Annotated in this window: 13 protein-coding genes; 6 read left to right on the forward strand and 7 right to left on the reverse strand. The window is 65.3% G+C overall.

Annotation, left to right across the window (positions count from 1 at the left end):
- Window positions 1-24 precede the first annotated feature (24 nt).
- The 4 genes from L630_RS0105440 to L630_RS0105455 are packed head-to-tail and all read right to left on the reverse strand — an operon-like array spanning window position 25 to window position 3,707.
- The gene (locus tag L630_RS0105440) at window positions 25-261 is read right to left on the reverse strand and encodes a phosphopantetheine-binding protein (RefSeq protein WP_024847265.1); all 237 of its coding nucleotides are present in this window, start codon (window positions 259-261) and stop codon (window positions 25-27) included.
- 12 nt (window positions 262-273) lie between these two features.
- Window positions 274-912, reverse strand: coding sequence for an isochorismatase family protein (locus L630_RS0105445; protein ID WP_024847266.1), 639 nt, complete (start codon window positions 910-912; stop codon window positions 274-276).
- Window positions 913-915: 3 nt separating this feature from the next.
- Window positions 916-2,541, reverse strand: a complete 1,626-nt coding sequence (locus L630_RS0105450; RefSeq protein WP_024847267.1) for a (2,3-dihydroxybenzoyl)adenylate synthase — start codon at window positions 2,539-2,541, stop codon at window positions 916-918.
- Entirely contained in the window at window positions 2,538-3,707 is a 1,170-nt protein-coding gene (locus L630_RS0105455; protein WP_024847268.1) for an isochorismate synthase, read from the reverse strand. Before L630_RS0105455 ends, L630_RS0105450 begins: the two co-directional genes overlap by 4 nt.
- 233 nt (window positions 3,708-3,940) lie before the next feature.
- Between L630_RS0105455 and L630_RS0105460 the strand changes: the two genes are divergently transcribed.
- Together L630_RS0105460 and L630_RS0105465 are read left to right on the forward strand one after the other, a co-directional pair.
- Complete coding sequence (locus L630_RS0105460) at window positions 3,941-4,426, forward strand: cytochrome b (RefSeq protein ID WP_024847269.1); 486 nt, start codon at window positions 3,941-3,943, stop codon at window positions 4,424-4,426.
- Between the two features lie 12 nt (window positions 4,427-4,438).
- Window positions 4,439-5,548: an ABC transporter substrate-binding protein gene (locus L630_RS0105465; RefSeq protein ID WP_034329453.1), complete on the forward strand. Its 1,110-nt coding sequence runs from the start codon at window positions 4,439-4,441 to the stop codon at window positions 5,546-5,548.
- A 3-nt stretch (window positions 5,549-5,551) separates the two neighbouring features.
- Here the strand turns inward: L630_RS0105465 and L630_RS0105470 are convergent, their stop codons facing one another.
- The 3 genes from L630_RS0105470 to L630_RS0105480 are packed head-to-tail and all read right to left on the reverse strand — an operon-like array spanning window position 5,552 to window position 8,168.
- Window positions 5,552-6,298, reverse strand: coding sequence for a siderophore-interacting protein (locus L630_RS0105470; protein WP_024847271.1), 747 nt, complete (start codon window positions 6,296-6,298; stop codon window positions 5,552-5,554).
- A 17-nt stretch (window positions 6,299-6,315) separates the two neighbouring features.
- Window positions 6,316-7,116, reverse strand: coding sequence for an ABC transporter ATP-binding protein (locus L630_RS0105475; RefSeq protein ID WP_024847272.1), 801 nt, complete (start codon window positions 7,114-7,116; stop codon window positions 6,316-6,318).
- A complete protein-coding gene (locus L630_RS0105480) occupies window positions 7,113-8,168 on the reverse strand; it encodes an iron ABC transporter permease (RefSeq protein ID WP_024847273.1) in 1,056 nt (351 codons plus the stop codon). Before L630_RS0105480 ends, L630_RS0105475 begins: the two co-directional genes overlap by 4 nt.
- A 110-nt stretch (window positions 8,169-8,278) precedes the next feature.
- Between L630_RS0105480 and L630_RS0105485 the strand changes: the two genes are divergently transcribed.
- The 4 genes from L630_RS0105485 (at window position 8,279) to L630_RS0105500 (ending at window position 13,449) form a co-directional block, all read left to right on the forward strand.
- Window positions 8,279-9,130, forward strand: a complete 852-nt coding sequence (locus tag L630_RS0105485) for an alpha/beta hydrolase-fold protein (RefSeq protein ID WP_024847274.1) — start codon at window positions 8,279-8,281, stop codon at window positions 9,128-9,130.
- A gap of 220 nt (window positions 9,131-9,350) precedes the next feature.
- Window positions 9,351-11,585, forward strand: a complete 2,235-nt coding sequence (locus L630_RS0105490) for a TonB-dependent siderophore receptor (protein ID WP_084465780.1) — start codon at window positions 9,351-9,353, stop codon at window positions 11,583-11,585.
- Window positions 11,586-11,668: 83 nt separating this feature from the next.
- Window positions 11,669-12,352, forward strand: a complete 684-nt coding sequence (locus tag L630_RS0105495; protein WP_024847276.1) for a Fe2+-dependent dioxygenase — start codon at window positions 11,669-11,671, stop codon at window positions 12,350-12,352.
- Window positions 12,352-13,449, forward strand: a complete 1,098-nt coding sequence (locus L630_RS0105500; RefSeq protein WP_024847277.1) for an alpha-hydroxy acid oxidase — start codon at window positions 12,352-12,354, stop codon at window positions 13,447-13,449. The genes L630_RS0105495 and L630_RS0105500 overlap by 1 nt, the downstream gene beginning before the upstream one ends.
- The last annotated feature ends 18 nt before the right edge of the window (window positions 13,450-13,467 follow it).

Here is a 13,467-nt window from a genome sequence, read left to right on the forward strand (position 1 = left end):
CCGGCGCGGTTCCGCGAAGGTGAGTTATTTCGAAGCCTGGCGCTTCTGCACCGCGTCCCACCAGGCGCCCAGCGTGAAGTGTTCGGCGAATTCGCCGAACTCGAGATCAACGCCCGCTTCCTGCCACATCAGGATCAGGTTCATCAGCCGCATCGAATCGAGGCCGAGATCCATCAGATTGTCGTCGATGCCGATCGCTTCGGGTTCCTCGCCGATCATCTCGGCGATATCTGCACGCATCTTTTCGAGCGTCACTGCCATGGAAGGCTCCTATCAGTCGAGCGCGGCGATCAGCTGCGCCGTTGTCATCGGGACGCCGCAACGGCCGGCAACCCAGTCGAGAGCAAGGTCATGCTTCTCGCGCGAAAAATCCGCCAGGGCGTCGGCGGCAAAGAAGGGCTCGATGTCGAGCTGGAACGCCTCTGCCGCCGTCATCATGCAGCCGATATGGGCATAGATGCCGGTGACGATCAGCTGGTCGCGCTTGCGCGCGCGCATCAGCGTCTCGAGGTTCGAGCGCTGGAAGGCGCTGTAGCGGTGCTTGACCAGCACGAAGTCGGTCGGCTCCGGCTTTAGCTCGTCAATGATCGACTGGTGCTCCGGCTTGTCCGACATGCCAGGGCCCCAGAGGTCTGCCTGCAGGCCGCGGTCGCGGCGGTCCTGGTTGCCGTTCTGGGCGGTGTAGAACACCGGAATGCCCTTCGAGCGGCAGTGCGTGGCAAGGCGGGCAATGTTCGCCGCTGCCGGCGCGATGGGGGAAGAGCCGCGCTCGAACGCGCCGACGAAGTAGTTCTGCATATCGTGGATCAGGAGCGCGGCGCGCTCCGTCTCCACCTTCCACGGCGCGCGTGCGGCCGGAATTTCATCCGCGCGCGGCAGCTCATAGCTGGCGATCTTGGGCAGTCCGGCCATGTCTCAGCCCTGCTTCTTTTCGAGGAAATCGGCGCGCAGCTTGGCGCGCAGCTCCTTGCGGCTGATCTTGCCCACGGCCGTCGTCTGAAATTCCGAGACGAATACGATCTGGTCCGGCACCTTGAAGTCGGCGACCTTGCGGGCGCGCATGAAGGCCTTCAGCTCCGACGCCTTGGGCAGTTCGCCCTGCGGGATCACGAAGGCGCAGCTCTTCTCGCCAAGGAACGGATCGGGCAGCGACACCACCGCCGCATCAAACACGTTCGGGTGGGCGAGCAGATGATCCTCGATCTCCTCCGCCGAGATCTTCTCGCCGGCGCGGTTGATGTGGTCGGTCGCGCGGCCCTGGACGATCAGGTAGCCTTCGGGCGTGCGCTTCACCACGTCGCCGGTGCGGTAGTAGCCGTCTTCGGTGAACGAGCGGGCGTTGGCGCCGGGATCGTTGTGGTAGGCGCGGATCGTATAGGGCCCGCGCGTGAGCAGGTTGCCCGGCTCGCCCTCCGGCACCGGATTGCCCTGATCGTCGACGATCAGCACTTCGTCATCCGAGCTGATCGGACGGCCCTGCGTCTCCACGATGATCTCGTATGGGTCGTCGAGGCGGGTGTAGTTGACGAGGCCCTCGGCCATGCCGAACACCTGCTGCAGCTTGCAGCCGAGCGTGTCGCGTACGCGGCGCGCCGCCTCCGGCATGAACTTCGCGCCGCCGACCTGCAGCACCTGCAGGCTGGAGAGGTCGTAGCTCGTCTTCGGCGCCGCCTGCATCCATAGGAGCGCCAGCGGCGGGACGAGGCCGGTGATCGTCACCTTCTCGCGCTCGATCAGTGCAAATGCCGTCTCCGGGCTCGGCGACGGGCACATGACGACGCGCGAGCCGGCATAGAGCGCGCCGAACACGCCGGGCGACGACATCGGGAAATTGTGCGCGACGGGCAGCGCCGCCATATAGACGCTGTTCTCGTCAAGGCCGCAGATCTCGGCGCTGGCGCGGAACGAATAGATGTAGTCGTCGTGGGTGCGCGGGATGAGCTTGGAAAGGCCCGTGCTGCCGCCGGATATCTGCAGGAACGCCACCGACGACGGCGACGGGTCGGCCGGGAGCAGCGAACGGTTTGCCTTGAAGCTGTCGAGCGGGATGAACTCCTCGGCATCGCCGACCACGACAACGTGCTTCACCGTCGGTGCGGCGGCGATCACCTCGCGGGCGAGCGAGCGGTAGTCGAAGCCGTCATAACGCTCCGCAATTACATAGGCGGCGGCTTCCGCCTTTTGCGCGAAGTGGACGATCTCGGTCAGGCGATGCGCCGGCAGGGCGTAGACTGGGATGAGGCCGGCAACGAACAGGCCGCAGACGACCGAAAGGAATTCTGGAATGTTGCCGAGCTGGACGACGACGCGGTCGCCGGGCTTGAGGCCGAGGGCAAGGAAGCCGGCGGCGTTCACTTCCGCGCGCGCGAACAGCTCCCCATAGGTCCAGCTGGTGCCGTCGCCACCGGTGACGGCGACGCGGTCCGGGAACTGCTGAGCGCGCTCGCGCAGGAACCCGGGAAAGGTTTCGCCCCGCCAGTAGCCGCGCTCGCGATAGCGCTGCGCGAATTCCTCAGGCCAAATCTGCTGCAGCGGAATCATGCTGCGATCTCCCTCAGCGGACGTCCGCTCTCGTCGATGCCCAGCGCCGTCAGCATGGCGAGGAACTTGGCGGAAGTCTCGTCAATCTCCGCTTCCGGCTCGGAGCCGGGAACGATGCCGGCACCCGAATACAGGCGCACGTTGCAGCCGTCCACCTCGGCGCAGCGCAGCGCGACGTACCATTCGCCGTCGCCCTTGCGATCGACCCAGCCGACGGCACCGGCATAGAAGCCGCGATCGTACTCCTCGAGTTCGGTGATTGCCTTCGCCGAGGCAAGGCGCGGCATGCCGCAGACGGCCGGGGTCGGGTGCAGCACGGCGGCGAGCTCGGCCGCGCTGATGTCCTCGTCCTTGAGGGTCGCAGTGATGCGGGTGCCGAGGTGCCACATCGTGGCGGTGGTGCGCAGCGTCGTGCCGTCCGGGATCGCGATGTCGGTACAGTAGGGCGAGAGCAGGTCGGTGATCGCCTCGATCACCTCACGGTGCTCGCGGCGGTTCTTGTCGGAATGTTCCAGCCACTTCGCCGACTCGCGGTCGCGTACCGGATCGGCATAGCGACGAGCGGATCCTGCGAGCGGATGCGAGACGACCTGGCGGCCCTTGCGTGAGACGAGCAGTTCCGGCGTGGCACCGACCAGCGCGGCGGAACCGCCCGGCAGCGGCGTTTGGAAGGCGTTGATCGAGCGGTCGTGCGCGAGGTGCTGCATCAGCGCGTCGAGGTCGACGGGCTGTGGGGCGCGGACGGCAAGGCTGCGCGAAAGCACGACCTTGCGCAGCGGCTCGGCCAAGGCCTTCGAGGTCTCCATCATCTCCAGCGCGCGGCTGACGGCACGGCCATAATTTTCAGCCGGAGGCTCGGCCGAGACGGCCCACTGCTGTGAGCAGACGTCGCCGGCGCGGGCCGCGCGGGGCGGAAGGGTGGCGCCATGCGCAATCGTCTCGGGCTGGTAGAGATAGTCGTGGCGGGCGCGGTCGAACGGCATGGCGCCGACGAGGCGGTCGGCGCCGTCCCGCGTCGAGGCGAAGAAGGAAGCGACGCGCGCCCCAAGCGTGGTGGCATCGCCGCGTTCAAGCTCGCTGCGGATGCCCGCGGCGGTGAAGCTGTCGGAGGGTGTGAGCAGACGGAACACATCCCGCGCCTTGCGATCAAAGTCAGAAGTCATCATGCCTCGCGTTTCCTGACGGTCCGAGCAATCCCCCGGTCCGGACCGACCACGTTACGCAGAACGTTCCCTGTCTCCTCCTCGGATAGGTACGTTCGTCCCGCCGTTCACAGCGCGCCATGCGCTACTGGCGCGAGCAATATAAACGAGACTCAAAAAGTCAACTTACAATCTCGCAATGTCGAGCATGTTGGGGTAGGTCACTGCTGAGATTAGATCGCAGGTTCGGGTCGCCCATGAAGACAGATAGCTACGACAGGGTGTCAATCTGGCTGCACTGGCTGGTGGCCCTTGCAGTCCTCATCCAGTTCACCACCGGCTGGGTATGGGGCAATTTCGAGCGCGGCAGCGACCCGCGCACGGTGCTGTTCCGGATTCACATCATCGTCGGCACGATCGTGCTGGGTCTTGCGCTAATCCGTGTCGTCTGGCGCTTCACGCACGTTGCGCCGCCGTTGCCGCGCAGCATGTCGCGGGCGACGGTGATTGCGTCGAAGGTCGTGCACGGCCTCCTCTACCTGGCGATCCTCATCCAGCCGGCGCTCGGGCTGCTCACCATCACCGCCTTCGGGAAGAGCCTTGGCCGCTGGCCGCACGGGCTGCACATGGCGCTGGTCAACGTGATCGCGGCGATCATCGTGCTGCATGTTGCGGCAGCGGTCTGGCACCAGTTCATCCGCCGCGACGGACTGATCCGGCGCATGATCCCGGCGCGCACATAAGGAATGAAAGTGATGTCCATCTTCTCCCTCAGTCGCAGCATCGGTGCCGTTGCGCTGATGATCGCGGGGCTTTTTGCGGCCCCGGCCTTCGCGGAGATTGCTGTCAACGATGTTGCTGGTCGCGAGGTGCGGCTTGAAGAGCCTGCCAAACGCATCCTGATCGATGACGGCCGCTACCTGATCGCGCTGTCGCTGATCCATCCTGATCCGGTGAGCGTCCTGTCTGCATGGCCGAAGGACATCCACCGCATCGGCCCGGACACCTACAAGCGCTATGTCGAGAAGTTCCCAGCGATCGAGAATCTGAAACAGACGTCGAGCTCGGCCGGCAATTTCTCGGTCGAGCAGGTGCTCGCCGCAGAGCCCGATCTCGCGATCTTCTCGCTGCAGTCGCAGCCTTCGGAGGTCGAGATCGACCAGATCGAGCGGGCCGGCATTCCGGTCGCGATCATCGACTTCTTCAACCACCCGCTCGAGAATTCGGAGAATAGCTTCCGGCTGCTCGGCGCCGTGACCGGCCGCGAGGAGCAGGCCGAGGCCTTCATCAAGCTGCGCAGCGACCGGATCGAAATGATCAAGGAAAGGCTGGCGGCTGACAGCGCCGCGCGCCCGAAAGTGATGCTGGAGCCGCATGCCGCTCGCACCGAAGAGTGCTGCGCCTCTCCGGGCAAGGGCAATATCGGCGACTACATCGCGCTCGCGGGCGGCGAAAATATCGGCGCCGACGTGATCCAGGGCATTACCGGCGTTCTCAACCTCGAATATGTCATTGAATCGGACCCCGACGTCTACATCGCGACGGGCGGGCCGCACATGGAAGGCACGCAGGGCCTGCTGATCGGACCCGGCTATGACGAGGCGACCGTACGCTCGACGCTGGAGCGCGTCGTGGCGCGTCCGGGCATTTCAGGCCTGAAGGCGGTGCGGGAAGGCCGGGCTTACGGCCTCGCGCACCAGCTGCTCAACTCGCCGCTCGACATCCTGACGATCGAGACGCTGGCGTCCTGGATCCGTCCCGACCTCTTTTCCGATATCAAGCCGGAAGAGACGATGAAGCTCCTCAACGAGCAGTTCCTCGCGGTGCCACTCGTGGACATCAACTGGATTGCGCTAAAGCCGTAAGGCTTAATCGTCCACGTGGTCGTGACCGCCGACGCGGTCCGGTCGCCAATAGCCTTCGGAAGAGACCTGTTCGCGGGGCATACCGCGGGCAATCAGCGCGTGGCGCTGGCGGCGCACATTGCTGGTCTCGCCGATGATGAGCGCACGGCCGTTACCTGCCGGCAGCTCGAATGCCTCGACAGCGTTGAACATCAGGTCGCTCGGGCCAGCAGCGGCACCGTTGCGGTGCAACCAGCGGATCTCGGCATTCGCCTTTGTCTCGATGGCTATCTCGCCCTCCGGACCGGATGTCTCGAGGAAGACGAAGGCGCGCGCGTCCTCGGGCATCGCCTCGAGAATGTGCGCGAAGGCCGGGATACAGGTTTCGTCGCCGGTCATCAGGTGCCAGTCGGCGGCGGGGTCAAAGGTCGTCTTGCCGCGCGGGCCCCGAGCGACGACCGTGTCGCCGGGCTGCGCGGATCGCGCCCAATCGGTTGCGGGCGACGAGCCATGCTTGAAGAAATCGACATCGAAGGTGCCGGCGGTGCGGTCGAACGAGCGGATCGTGTAGTGGCGCCGGCCCGTCTCGCCGTTCGGCAGCGTAAGGAAAAAGACGATGGCCTGCCCGGGCTGGTAGCTGAACTCCGTGATGTCGTCGCAGGTGAAGGTCACCCGGCGCATGTTGGGCTCGACGTCGCGGCCGGCGACGACGCGAAGGGTCCAGTCGCGCAGGTTGGCCATACCACCGCGGGCGGGCTCGATGCTGTTCATGGACATTCCTTTCAGGTTCAGATGCCGCGGTCGCAGACGATGCCGTCGACCATGACCTGTACGAAGCCGCGGCTGCAGTGTTCGACGCGGGCCTGGACGCCATAGACGCTGGCAAGCGTGTCCGGCGTGATCGCGATCTTGGGCTCGGCGTCGGCAGCAAGGCCGCGCGGCGACAGGACGAGGATGCGCTCGCACCAGCGGGCGGCGAGAGCAATGTCGTGCAGGACGACGATGGTGATGGTGCCGCGCTCGCGGCCAAGCTCCTGCACGGCGCTCATCACGCGGTGCTGGTGGGCAAGGTCGAGCGCGCTCGTCGGCTCATCGAGGAGCAGCACGGAGGGGCGGCGGGCGATTGCCTGCGCGAGGCTGGCAAGCTGGCGCTGGCCGCCGGACAATTCATCGAGGCCGCGCATGGCAAGATCGGCAATGCCAAGACGTTCCAGCGTCGCCAGGGCGATCTGGCGAGCATCGGCCGAGGAGGAGCTGCCGTGCGAGGTGCGCAGCGCGCTCAGCATTGCCTCGTAGACAGTCAGCGCGACGCGCTGCGGCAGTGACTGCGGCATGTAGCCGACATGCCTGGAATATTCAGGTAGCTGCAGGCGCAGGAGATCGAGGTCGCCGAGGTGGATGGCGCCGGTCGCGCGCTGCAGGCCGGCAAGGCCGCGCAGCAGCGTCGACTTGCCGGCCGCGTTCGGGCCGACAAGAGCGGTCAGCGTGCCGGGCTGGAACGGGGCGAGCGTGAGGTTGTCGATCACCTTCCGTTTGGCATAGCCAACGGAGAGGTTTGAGACCTTGAGAAGCTGCGTCGTCTGGGTCACGTGCGCTCCCTCCGGAAGAAGATGAGCGCAACGAAGAAGGGCACGCCGATCAGCGCGGTGACGATGCCGACGGGCAGAATCGCGCCCGGCACGATGGACTTGGCGACCACCGACGACAGTGACATGACGAGCGCGCCAGAGAGCATTGCCGTCGGCAGGAAGAAGCGATGGTCCTCGCCGACGAGCAGGCGGGCGATGTGCGGACCAACGAGGCCGATGAAGCCGATGGTGCCGACGAAGGCGACAGAGACGCCGGCGAAGATGGCAACGCGCAGCAGCGCCATGAAGCGCAGGCGCGGCACGTTGATGCCGAAGCTGCGGGCGCGGTCCTCGCCGAGGCGTAGCGCCGTCATCGGCCAGGAGGCGCTTAGCGAGAACGGGCCGACGAGGACGATGATCGGCGCAAGGATCGCGATCTTGTCCCATGAGGCCCGCGACAGGCTGCCCATGCTCCAGAAAACAAGCTGCTGCAGCGCTTCCTGCGAGGCGATGAACTGGATGACGGCAACCAGCGCGTTGAAGGTGAACACCATCGCGATGCCGAACAGGACCAGTGTTTCGGGGCTGGTGCCGCGCAGCCGCGACAATGCCTGCAGGAGGAGCACCGAGCCGAAGGCGAAGATGAAGGCATTGGCCGAGATCAGCCAGGTGATGTCGATGCCCGGCCAGCCGATCCCGAGAACGATGGCGAGCGCCGCACCCAGCGAGGCCGCCGAGGAAACGCCCAGCGTAAAGGGGCTGGCAAGCGGGTTGTTGAGGATGGTCTGCATCTCGGCGCCGGCAAGCGAGAGGGCCGCGCCGACAAGCAATGCCATCACCGCCTGCGGCAGGCGCACATCCCAAACGATGATCTGCCTGGGGCCGGAGAGTTCGGAAGGAAAGAGAACGCCGCGCACGGCTTCCATGGCCGTCAGGCTCGAAGGGCCAATCGCAATGTCGGCGAGAAACGCGAGCACCGCCCCGATCGCGAGCACGGCCATGATGGCAATGCGTCGGCGTACCAGCCGGTCATACTCCGCAAGATGCGGAAACTGTGCACTTCTGTCTGCCACGCGGGTTTCCCGATTGCCGGCCTTCAGCGCCGTCGCGCCCCTGGCCGCGTATGGACCGGGCGCCCGCTTATGAGATACATGAAATTCCCCGTCAAGTTTGAGCAGTCTCGATGAATACGCCTTCCGCACCCGTTTCGCCCGCCGCCAAGCTGCCGCCGGAAGAGGCAAGGCTCGCGATCTTCGAGGGGGGCGTGCCGACGCATGCACTGTCGCGGAAGCTCATCGATTGCCGCGACGGGCGACGCTACCAGCTTTTCTTGGCGGTTCCGCGCGATCAGAACGCGGCTGCACAAGCCCACGTCCTCTACATGCTGGACGGCAACGCGGCCTTCGACGCGCTGACGCCGGAACTGCTTGCGCTCGTGCCGGGCCTCGCGCTCGTCGGCATCGGCTACGACACGCCGCTGCGCTTTGACCGTTCCGCGCGTTCGCTCGATTACACGCCGCCGCGCAATGAGAACGACCCGCAGCCCGATCCGCAGCGCCCGGAGCGCATGGTCGGCGGTGCTTCGCTGTTCGTGGGGCGGCTGATCTCGGAGCTTATGCCGCAGGCGGAAGCGGAGCTGCCGTTCGCGGTTGCCTGCCGCGCGATCTGGGGACACTCCCTTGCCGGCATGTGCGTGCTGCACACGCTGTTTACCCGGCCGGGCCATTTCGATCGCTACGTTCCTGTCAGCCCCTCGCTGTGGTGGGAGGACAAGCTGCTTTTGAAGCGTGAAGCGGATATTGCCCCTGACGCGCTAGGAAAAGCGGAGATTCTTGTCATGCTTGGCGACAGCGAACGTCGCTCAAGCCCCGAAGGCCCTCACTGGGATGGGCCTGCTCCGCACACGCTCGAAATGATCCGCCGCCTTGGCGAGCGTCCTGGCATCAGCATCACGCACAAGATCTTTGCCGGCGCCGGCCATGCCGCAACGCTGCCTGCTTCGCTGAAGCCCGCGCTGGAATTCGCGGCAAAGTAGGCTTCTCGGACACGCAAGATCCTTCACCTGGCTGCGTCCCTGCCGCCGGGCTTCAGCCGCTCGCGCGACTGTCGGTGAAAGCGGCAGAAAAAAGGTTGACTCAATTACTCATGTTTTAGTACGTCGCATCTGACGGCTCTGGCAGCGTCTTCCAGACCTGCCTGGCATCCAGAATTTTACGGTCGCGCGACGCGGCCGGACGACATGAGGGAGTCTCCACGTGAGCGTGAATTTCAAGGACGAGAGAACTGACGCATCGCCCGCAGTCAGGACAACTTTGGGGCTGCTGCCAGTCATTGCGGTGTCGGCGGCGCTCACCGGTCCTTCCTTTGCACAGGAGCAGGGCGCGCAGGGTGTCACCGAGCTTGGCACGATCACGGTCGAGGGCGGAGCGGGTCCGGCGAACGCCAACGAGCAGGAAACCAATCTCGGCCGCATCCAGGGTACCGTCAAGGACACCCCGCAGGTCGTCAACGTGATCTCCAAGGAGACGCTCGAGCAGCAGCGGGTCCAGACGCTGGAGCAGGCGCTCAAGAACGTCCCAGGCATCACCATGGGTGCGGGCGAAGGCAATGGCGGCCTCAACGGCGACCAGTTCCGCATCCGCGGCTTCGAGGCCAAGGGCGACATCTACAACGACGGCCTGCGCGACTTCGGCGTCTATGTCCGTGACAGCTTCGCCTTTGAATCAGTCCAGGTGTTCAAGGGCCCCTCGTCGGAAAACTTCGGCATGGGCACCACCGGCGGCGCGATCAACACCACCACGAAGCGCGCACATCTTGGCGACGAGTACAGCATCGAGGGCCAGGCGGGTAACGGCCCGTTCGGCCGCGTCGTCGTCGACGTGAACAAGGAAATCAACGAGACGACTGCGGTCCGCGCGGTGGCGACCGGCCGCTGGCAGGATCTCGCCGGCCGCGACCACGTCTATTCGAATTCGGCGGGCTTCCTCGGGGCGGCTGCCTTCGGCATCGGCGAGGACCTGACCTGGGACCTCAGCTACATGTACCAGCGCGGCGAACGCAAGCCAGACGCAGGCGTTCCGATGGTCCCGTTCTCGGGCACGGCTTCGAAGGACAACCCGTCCCGTCCGGTCACCGAGTTCGGCGTGCCGCGCTCGGTTTTCTACGGCAAGGAGCAGGATCACGACGTGTTCAACACGCACGTGCTGACCTCGAAGCTGAAGTGGGACGCCAACGAGAACCTGACGCTCTACAACGACACGCGCCTGTCGGTATACGATCGCGACTTCGCGACGAGCATTCCGGGCACCACCGCGACGGGAAGCGAGATCCAGGCAGGCCTGCCGGCCTTCCTGTCGAACTACGGCGGCGGCAACCCGACCTTCAAGCAGAACTCGTGGGGAATCCAGAACATCACCACCGGCGTGGCGAAGTTCGAGACCGGGGCGCTGCGTCATGAGCTCGTCTTCGGCCTCGACGTGTTCTACCAGGACAACGAACGCAAGGCGTATTCCGTCAGTGGCAAGGACGCGACGCTGGTCAACCTCTACAACCCCGGCGCGACGTATTACCTGCCGTACACGGTGACCCGCAATCCTGCCAACGACCGCAAGTCGACCGGCACCAGTGTCGGCCTCTTCGCGAGCGACCGCGTCTGGTTCACGCCGGAAGTCTCGGTGCTCGGCGGCGTGCGCTGGGATCACTACAAGGCGAGCTACGACACAGCGACCGCCTCGCTCGAGGAGACGACGAGCACGCTGTCGCCGAAGCTCGCCTTCATCTGGGAGCCGACGCCCGACCAGACCTACTACGTCTCCTGGGCGCGTTCCTTTACGCCTCCCGGACAGTTCGTCGCCAACGCTGCGAACCCGCTCGGCAACCAGCCGAGCCTCGAGCCGGAAACCAGCGACCTCTATGAAGTCGGCGGCAAGATCAACCTGTTCGACGGCATGCTCGGCATCAATGGCGCGCTGTTCCAGGTGACCAAGAGCAATGCCTACTACACCGACCCGACCACCGGCGACCTCGTCGAGACGGGCGAGAAGCAGCGGGTGCGCGGCTTCGAAATTGGGGTATCGGGACGTCCGACGGATGCGTGGACGGTTGGGGTCTCCTACTCGCGCCTCGACAGCGAGATCCTGACCTCGACCACGGCTGAAAATGTCGGCAACCGGGTCGCGAACTCGCCGGAAAACGCGGTGTCGCTGTGGACCAGCTATGAGCTGACCAAGCACCTCGACATCGAGGGCAAGCTCGATATCGGTGGCGGCATCACCTACCGCGACGAGTACTATACGAACTCCGCCAACTCGGCGATCGTGCCGGAGAGCTTCTCGCTCGATGCGTTTGTCTCGTACGAGTACAAGAACTTCAACGTCGCGCTGAATGCCTACAACCTCACCAACCGCGTGAACTACAACGGCAGCCACAACAACCGCGCGATCGTCGAGCCCGCCAGGACCTTCGTGCTGACGGTCGGCGCCAAGTTCTGACCCGCTGAACCTGATCAAGGAATTGCCGGGCCATTCCCGGCAATTCTGCTTTATATACGCCGCGACAGCTTTGGAGACTGGTCATGCTTGTCACTATTCCCGATGTCCTGACGCCGGCGGAACTCGCCTATGTCCGCCAGGTTCTCGAGGGGACCGACTGGGTTGACGGACGCACCACCGCGGGCGACCAGGCGGCGCTGGTGAAGAAGAACCTGCAGGTGCCGGTCGATTCGGAGGCTGCGCGCGAGCTGAGCCAGATCGTTCTGCGAGCGCTGAGCCGCAACCCGACCTTCTCCTCGGCGGCGCTGCCGCTGCATGTGCTGCCGCCGATGTTCAACCGCTACGACGAGGGCATGACCTTCGGCGCGCATGTCGACGGCTCGATCCGCATCATTCCGGGCACGGGAAAGCGCATCCGCACTGACGTCTCCTCGACGCTGTTTCTCACCCCCCCGGAAGACTATGACGGCGGCGAGCTCGTCGTGCACGACACCTACGGCATTCATACCGTCAAGCTGCCGGCCGGCCACATGGTCGTCTACCCCGCGACAAGCCTGCACTCGGTCAATCCGGTCACCCGCGGCAGCCGCTGGGCCTCGTTCTTCTGGACACAGTCGCTCGTCAAGGACGACTGGCGCCGCCACATGCTCTATGATCTCGACATGTCGATCATCAGCATCCGCCAGAAGCTGCCGGACGACGATCCGGCTGTGGTGAGCCTTGCGGCGCATTACCACAACCTGATCCGCCACTGGTCGGAGACCTGATGGCCTCGCAAGCCGGCAGTCCGATCCCGCCCGATGTCGTCTCGGCCTTCGACTACGAGCGGCATGCCAGAGCGCGGCTGCCCGCCGACGTGTGGGCCTACATCTCCGGCGCCGGCGCCGACGGCATCACGAAGCGCTGGAACCGCGAGGCTTTCGACCGCCTTGCGCTGTCTGGCCGTGTACTTGCCGACATGAGCGGCGCCACCACGGCGACGGAACTGTTCGGCATGCCGCTCGACATGCCGCTCATCGTGGCCCCGGCGGCGTTTCAGATGCTGGTGCATCCGGACGGCGAGCGCGCAACGGTCATCGGCGCGAGCGCGGCAAAGACATGGATGACCGTCAGCTGCCAGGCGAGCGTCAGCCTCGAGGAGATCGCGGCGGCGTCGCAGACGACGCTCCTCTTCCAGCTCTACATGCAGCAGAGTCGCGACGACACGCTGCGGCTGGTGCGCCGCGCCGAGGCTGCCGGCTACAAGGCGCTGATGGTCACGGTCGATGCCCCGGTCAACGGCGTGCGCAACGACGAGCAGCGCGCGGGATTTCGCCTGCCGCCGCATGTGCGGGCGGTAAATCTGGACGGCATGGCGGGGCCGGTCTCGCATGCGGGACTCGGCGAGAGCCCGGTATTCAAGGGGCTGCTCGACCGCGCGCCGAGCTGGGCCGACATTGAATGGCTGCGCTCAGAAACCTCGCTACCGCTGCTGCTCAAGGGAATTCCGCACCCGGACGATGCCGAGCGGGCAATTGCCTGCGGTGTCGACGGGATTGTGGTCTCGAACCATGGCGGGCGCACGCTGGACACGCTGCCTGCAAGCCTCGACATGTTGGAGCGGGTTGCGACGCAGGTTCAGCGCCGTGTGCCAGTGATCGTCGACGGCGGCATTCGCCGCGGCACCGATATGCTCAAGGCTTTGGCCCTTGGCGCTTATGCCGTCATGATCGGGGCGCCGATCCTCCATGCGCTCGCCGTCGGCGGCGCCGTCGGCGTTCTTCACCTCCTCACGCTCCTCCGCGCCGAGTTCGAGGTCGCGATGGCGCTGACCGGGTGCCGGAGGGTGGGGGAGATTACAGCCGAAGTTGTCTGGCGGCGCTGACAGTCATCAACCGGCAGC

The organism is Aminobacter sp. J41 (assembly GCF_000526635.1).
Lineage (GTDB): Bacteria > Pseudomonadota > Alphaproteobacteria > Rhizobiales > Rhizobiaceae > Aerobium.

What these genes read in the sequence shown, in the direction of transcription:
- L630_RS0105440 (WP_024847265.1), bottom strand. Translation starts at nt 261, where the DNA reads ATGGCAGTGACGCTCGAAAAGATGCGTGCAGATATCGCCGAGATGATC.
- L630_RS0105445 (WP_024847266.1), bottom strand. Translation starts at nt 912, where the DNA reads ATGGCCGGACTGCCCAAGATCGCCAGCTATGAGCTGCCGCGCGCGGAT.
- L630_RS0105450 (WP_024847267.1), bottom strand. Translation starts at nt 2,541, where the DNA reads ATGATTCCGCTGCAGCAGATTTGGCCTGAGGAATTCGCGCAGCGCTAT.
- L630_RS0105455 (WP_024847268.1), bottom strand. Translation starts at nt 3,707, where the DNA reads ATGATGACTTCTGACTTTGATCGCAAGGCGCGGGATGTGTTCCGTCTG.
- L630_RS0105460 (WP_024847269.1), top strand. Translation starts at nt 3,941, where the DNA reads ATGAAGACAGATAGCTACGACAGGGTGTCAATCTGGCTGCACTGGCTG.
- L630_RS0105465 (WP_034329453.1), top strand. Translation starts at nt 4,439, where the DNA reads ATGTCCATCTTCTCCCTCAGTCGCAGCATCGGTGCCGTTGCGCTGATG.
- L630_RS0105470 (WP_024847271.1), bottom strand. Translation starts at nt 6,298, where the DNA reads ATGAACAGCATCGAGCCCGCCCGCGGTGGTATGGCCAACCTGCGCGAC.
- L630_RS0105485 (WP_024847274.1), top strand. Translation starts at nt 8,279, where the DNA reads ATGAATACGCCTTCCGCACCCGTTTCGCCCGCCGCCAAGCTGCCGCCG.
- L630_RS0105495 (WP_024847276.1), top strand. Translation starts at nt 11,669, where the DNA reads ATGCTTGTCACTATTCCCGATGTCCTGACGCCGGCGGAACTCGCCTAT.
- L630_RS0105500 (WP_024847277.1), top strand. Translation starts at nt 12,352, where the DNA reads ATGGCCTCGCAAGCCGGCAGTCCGATCCCGCCCGATGTCGTCTCGGCC.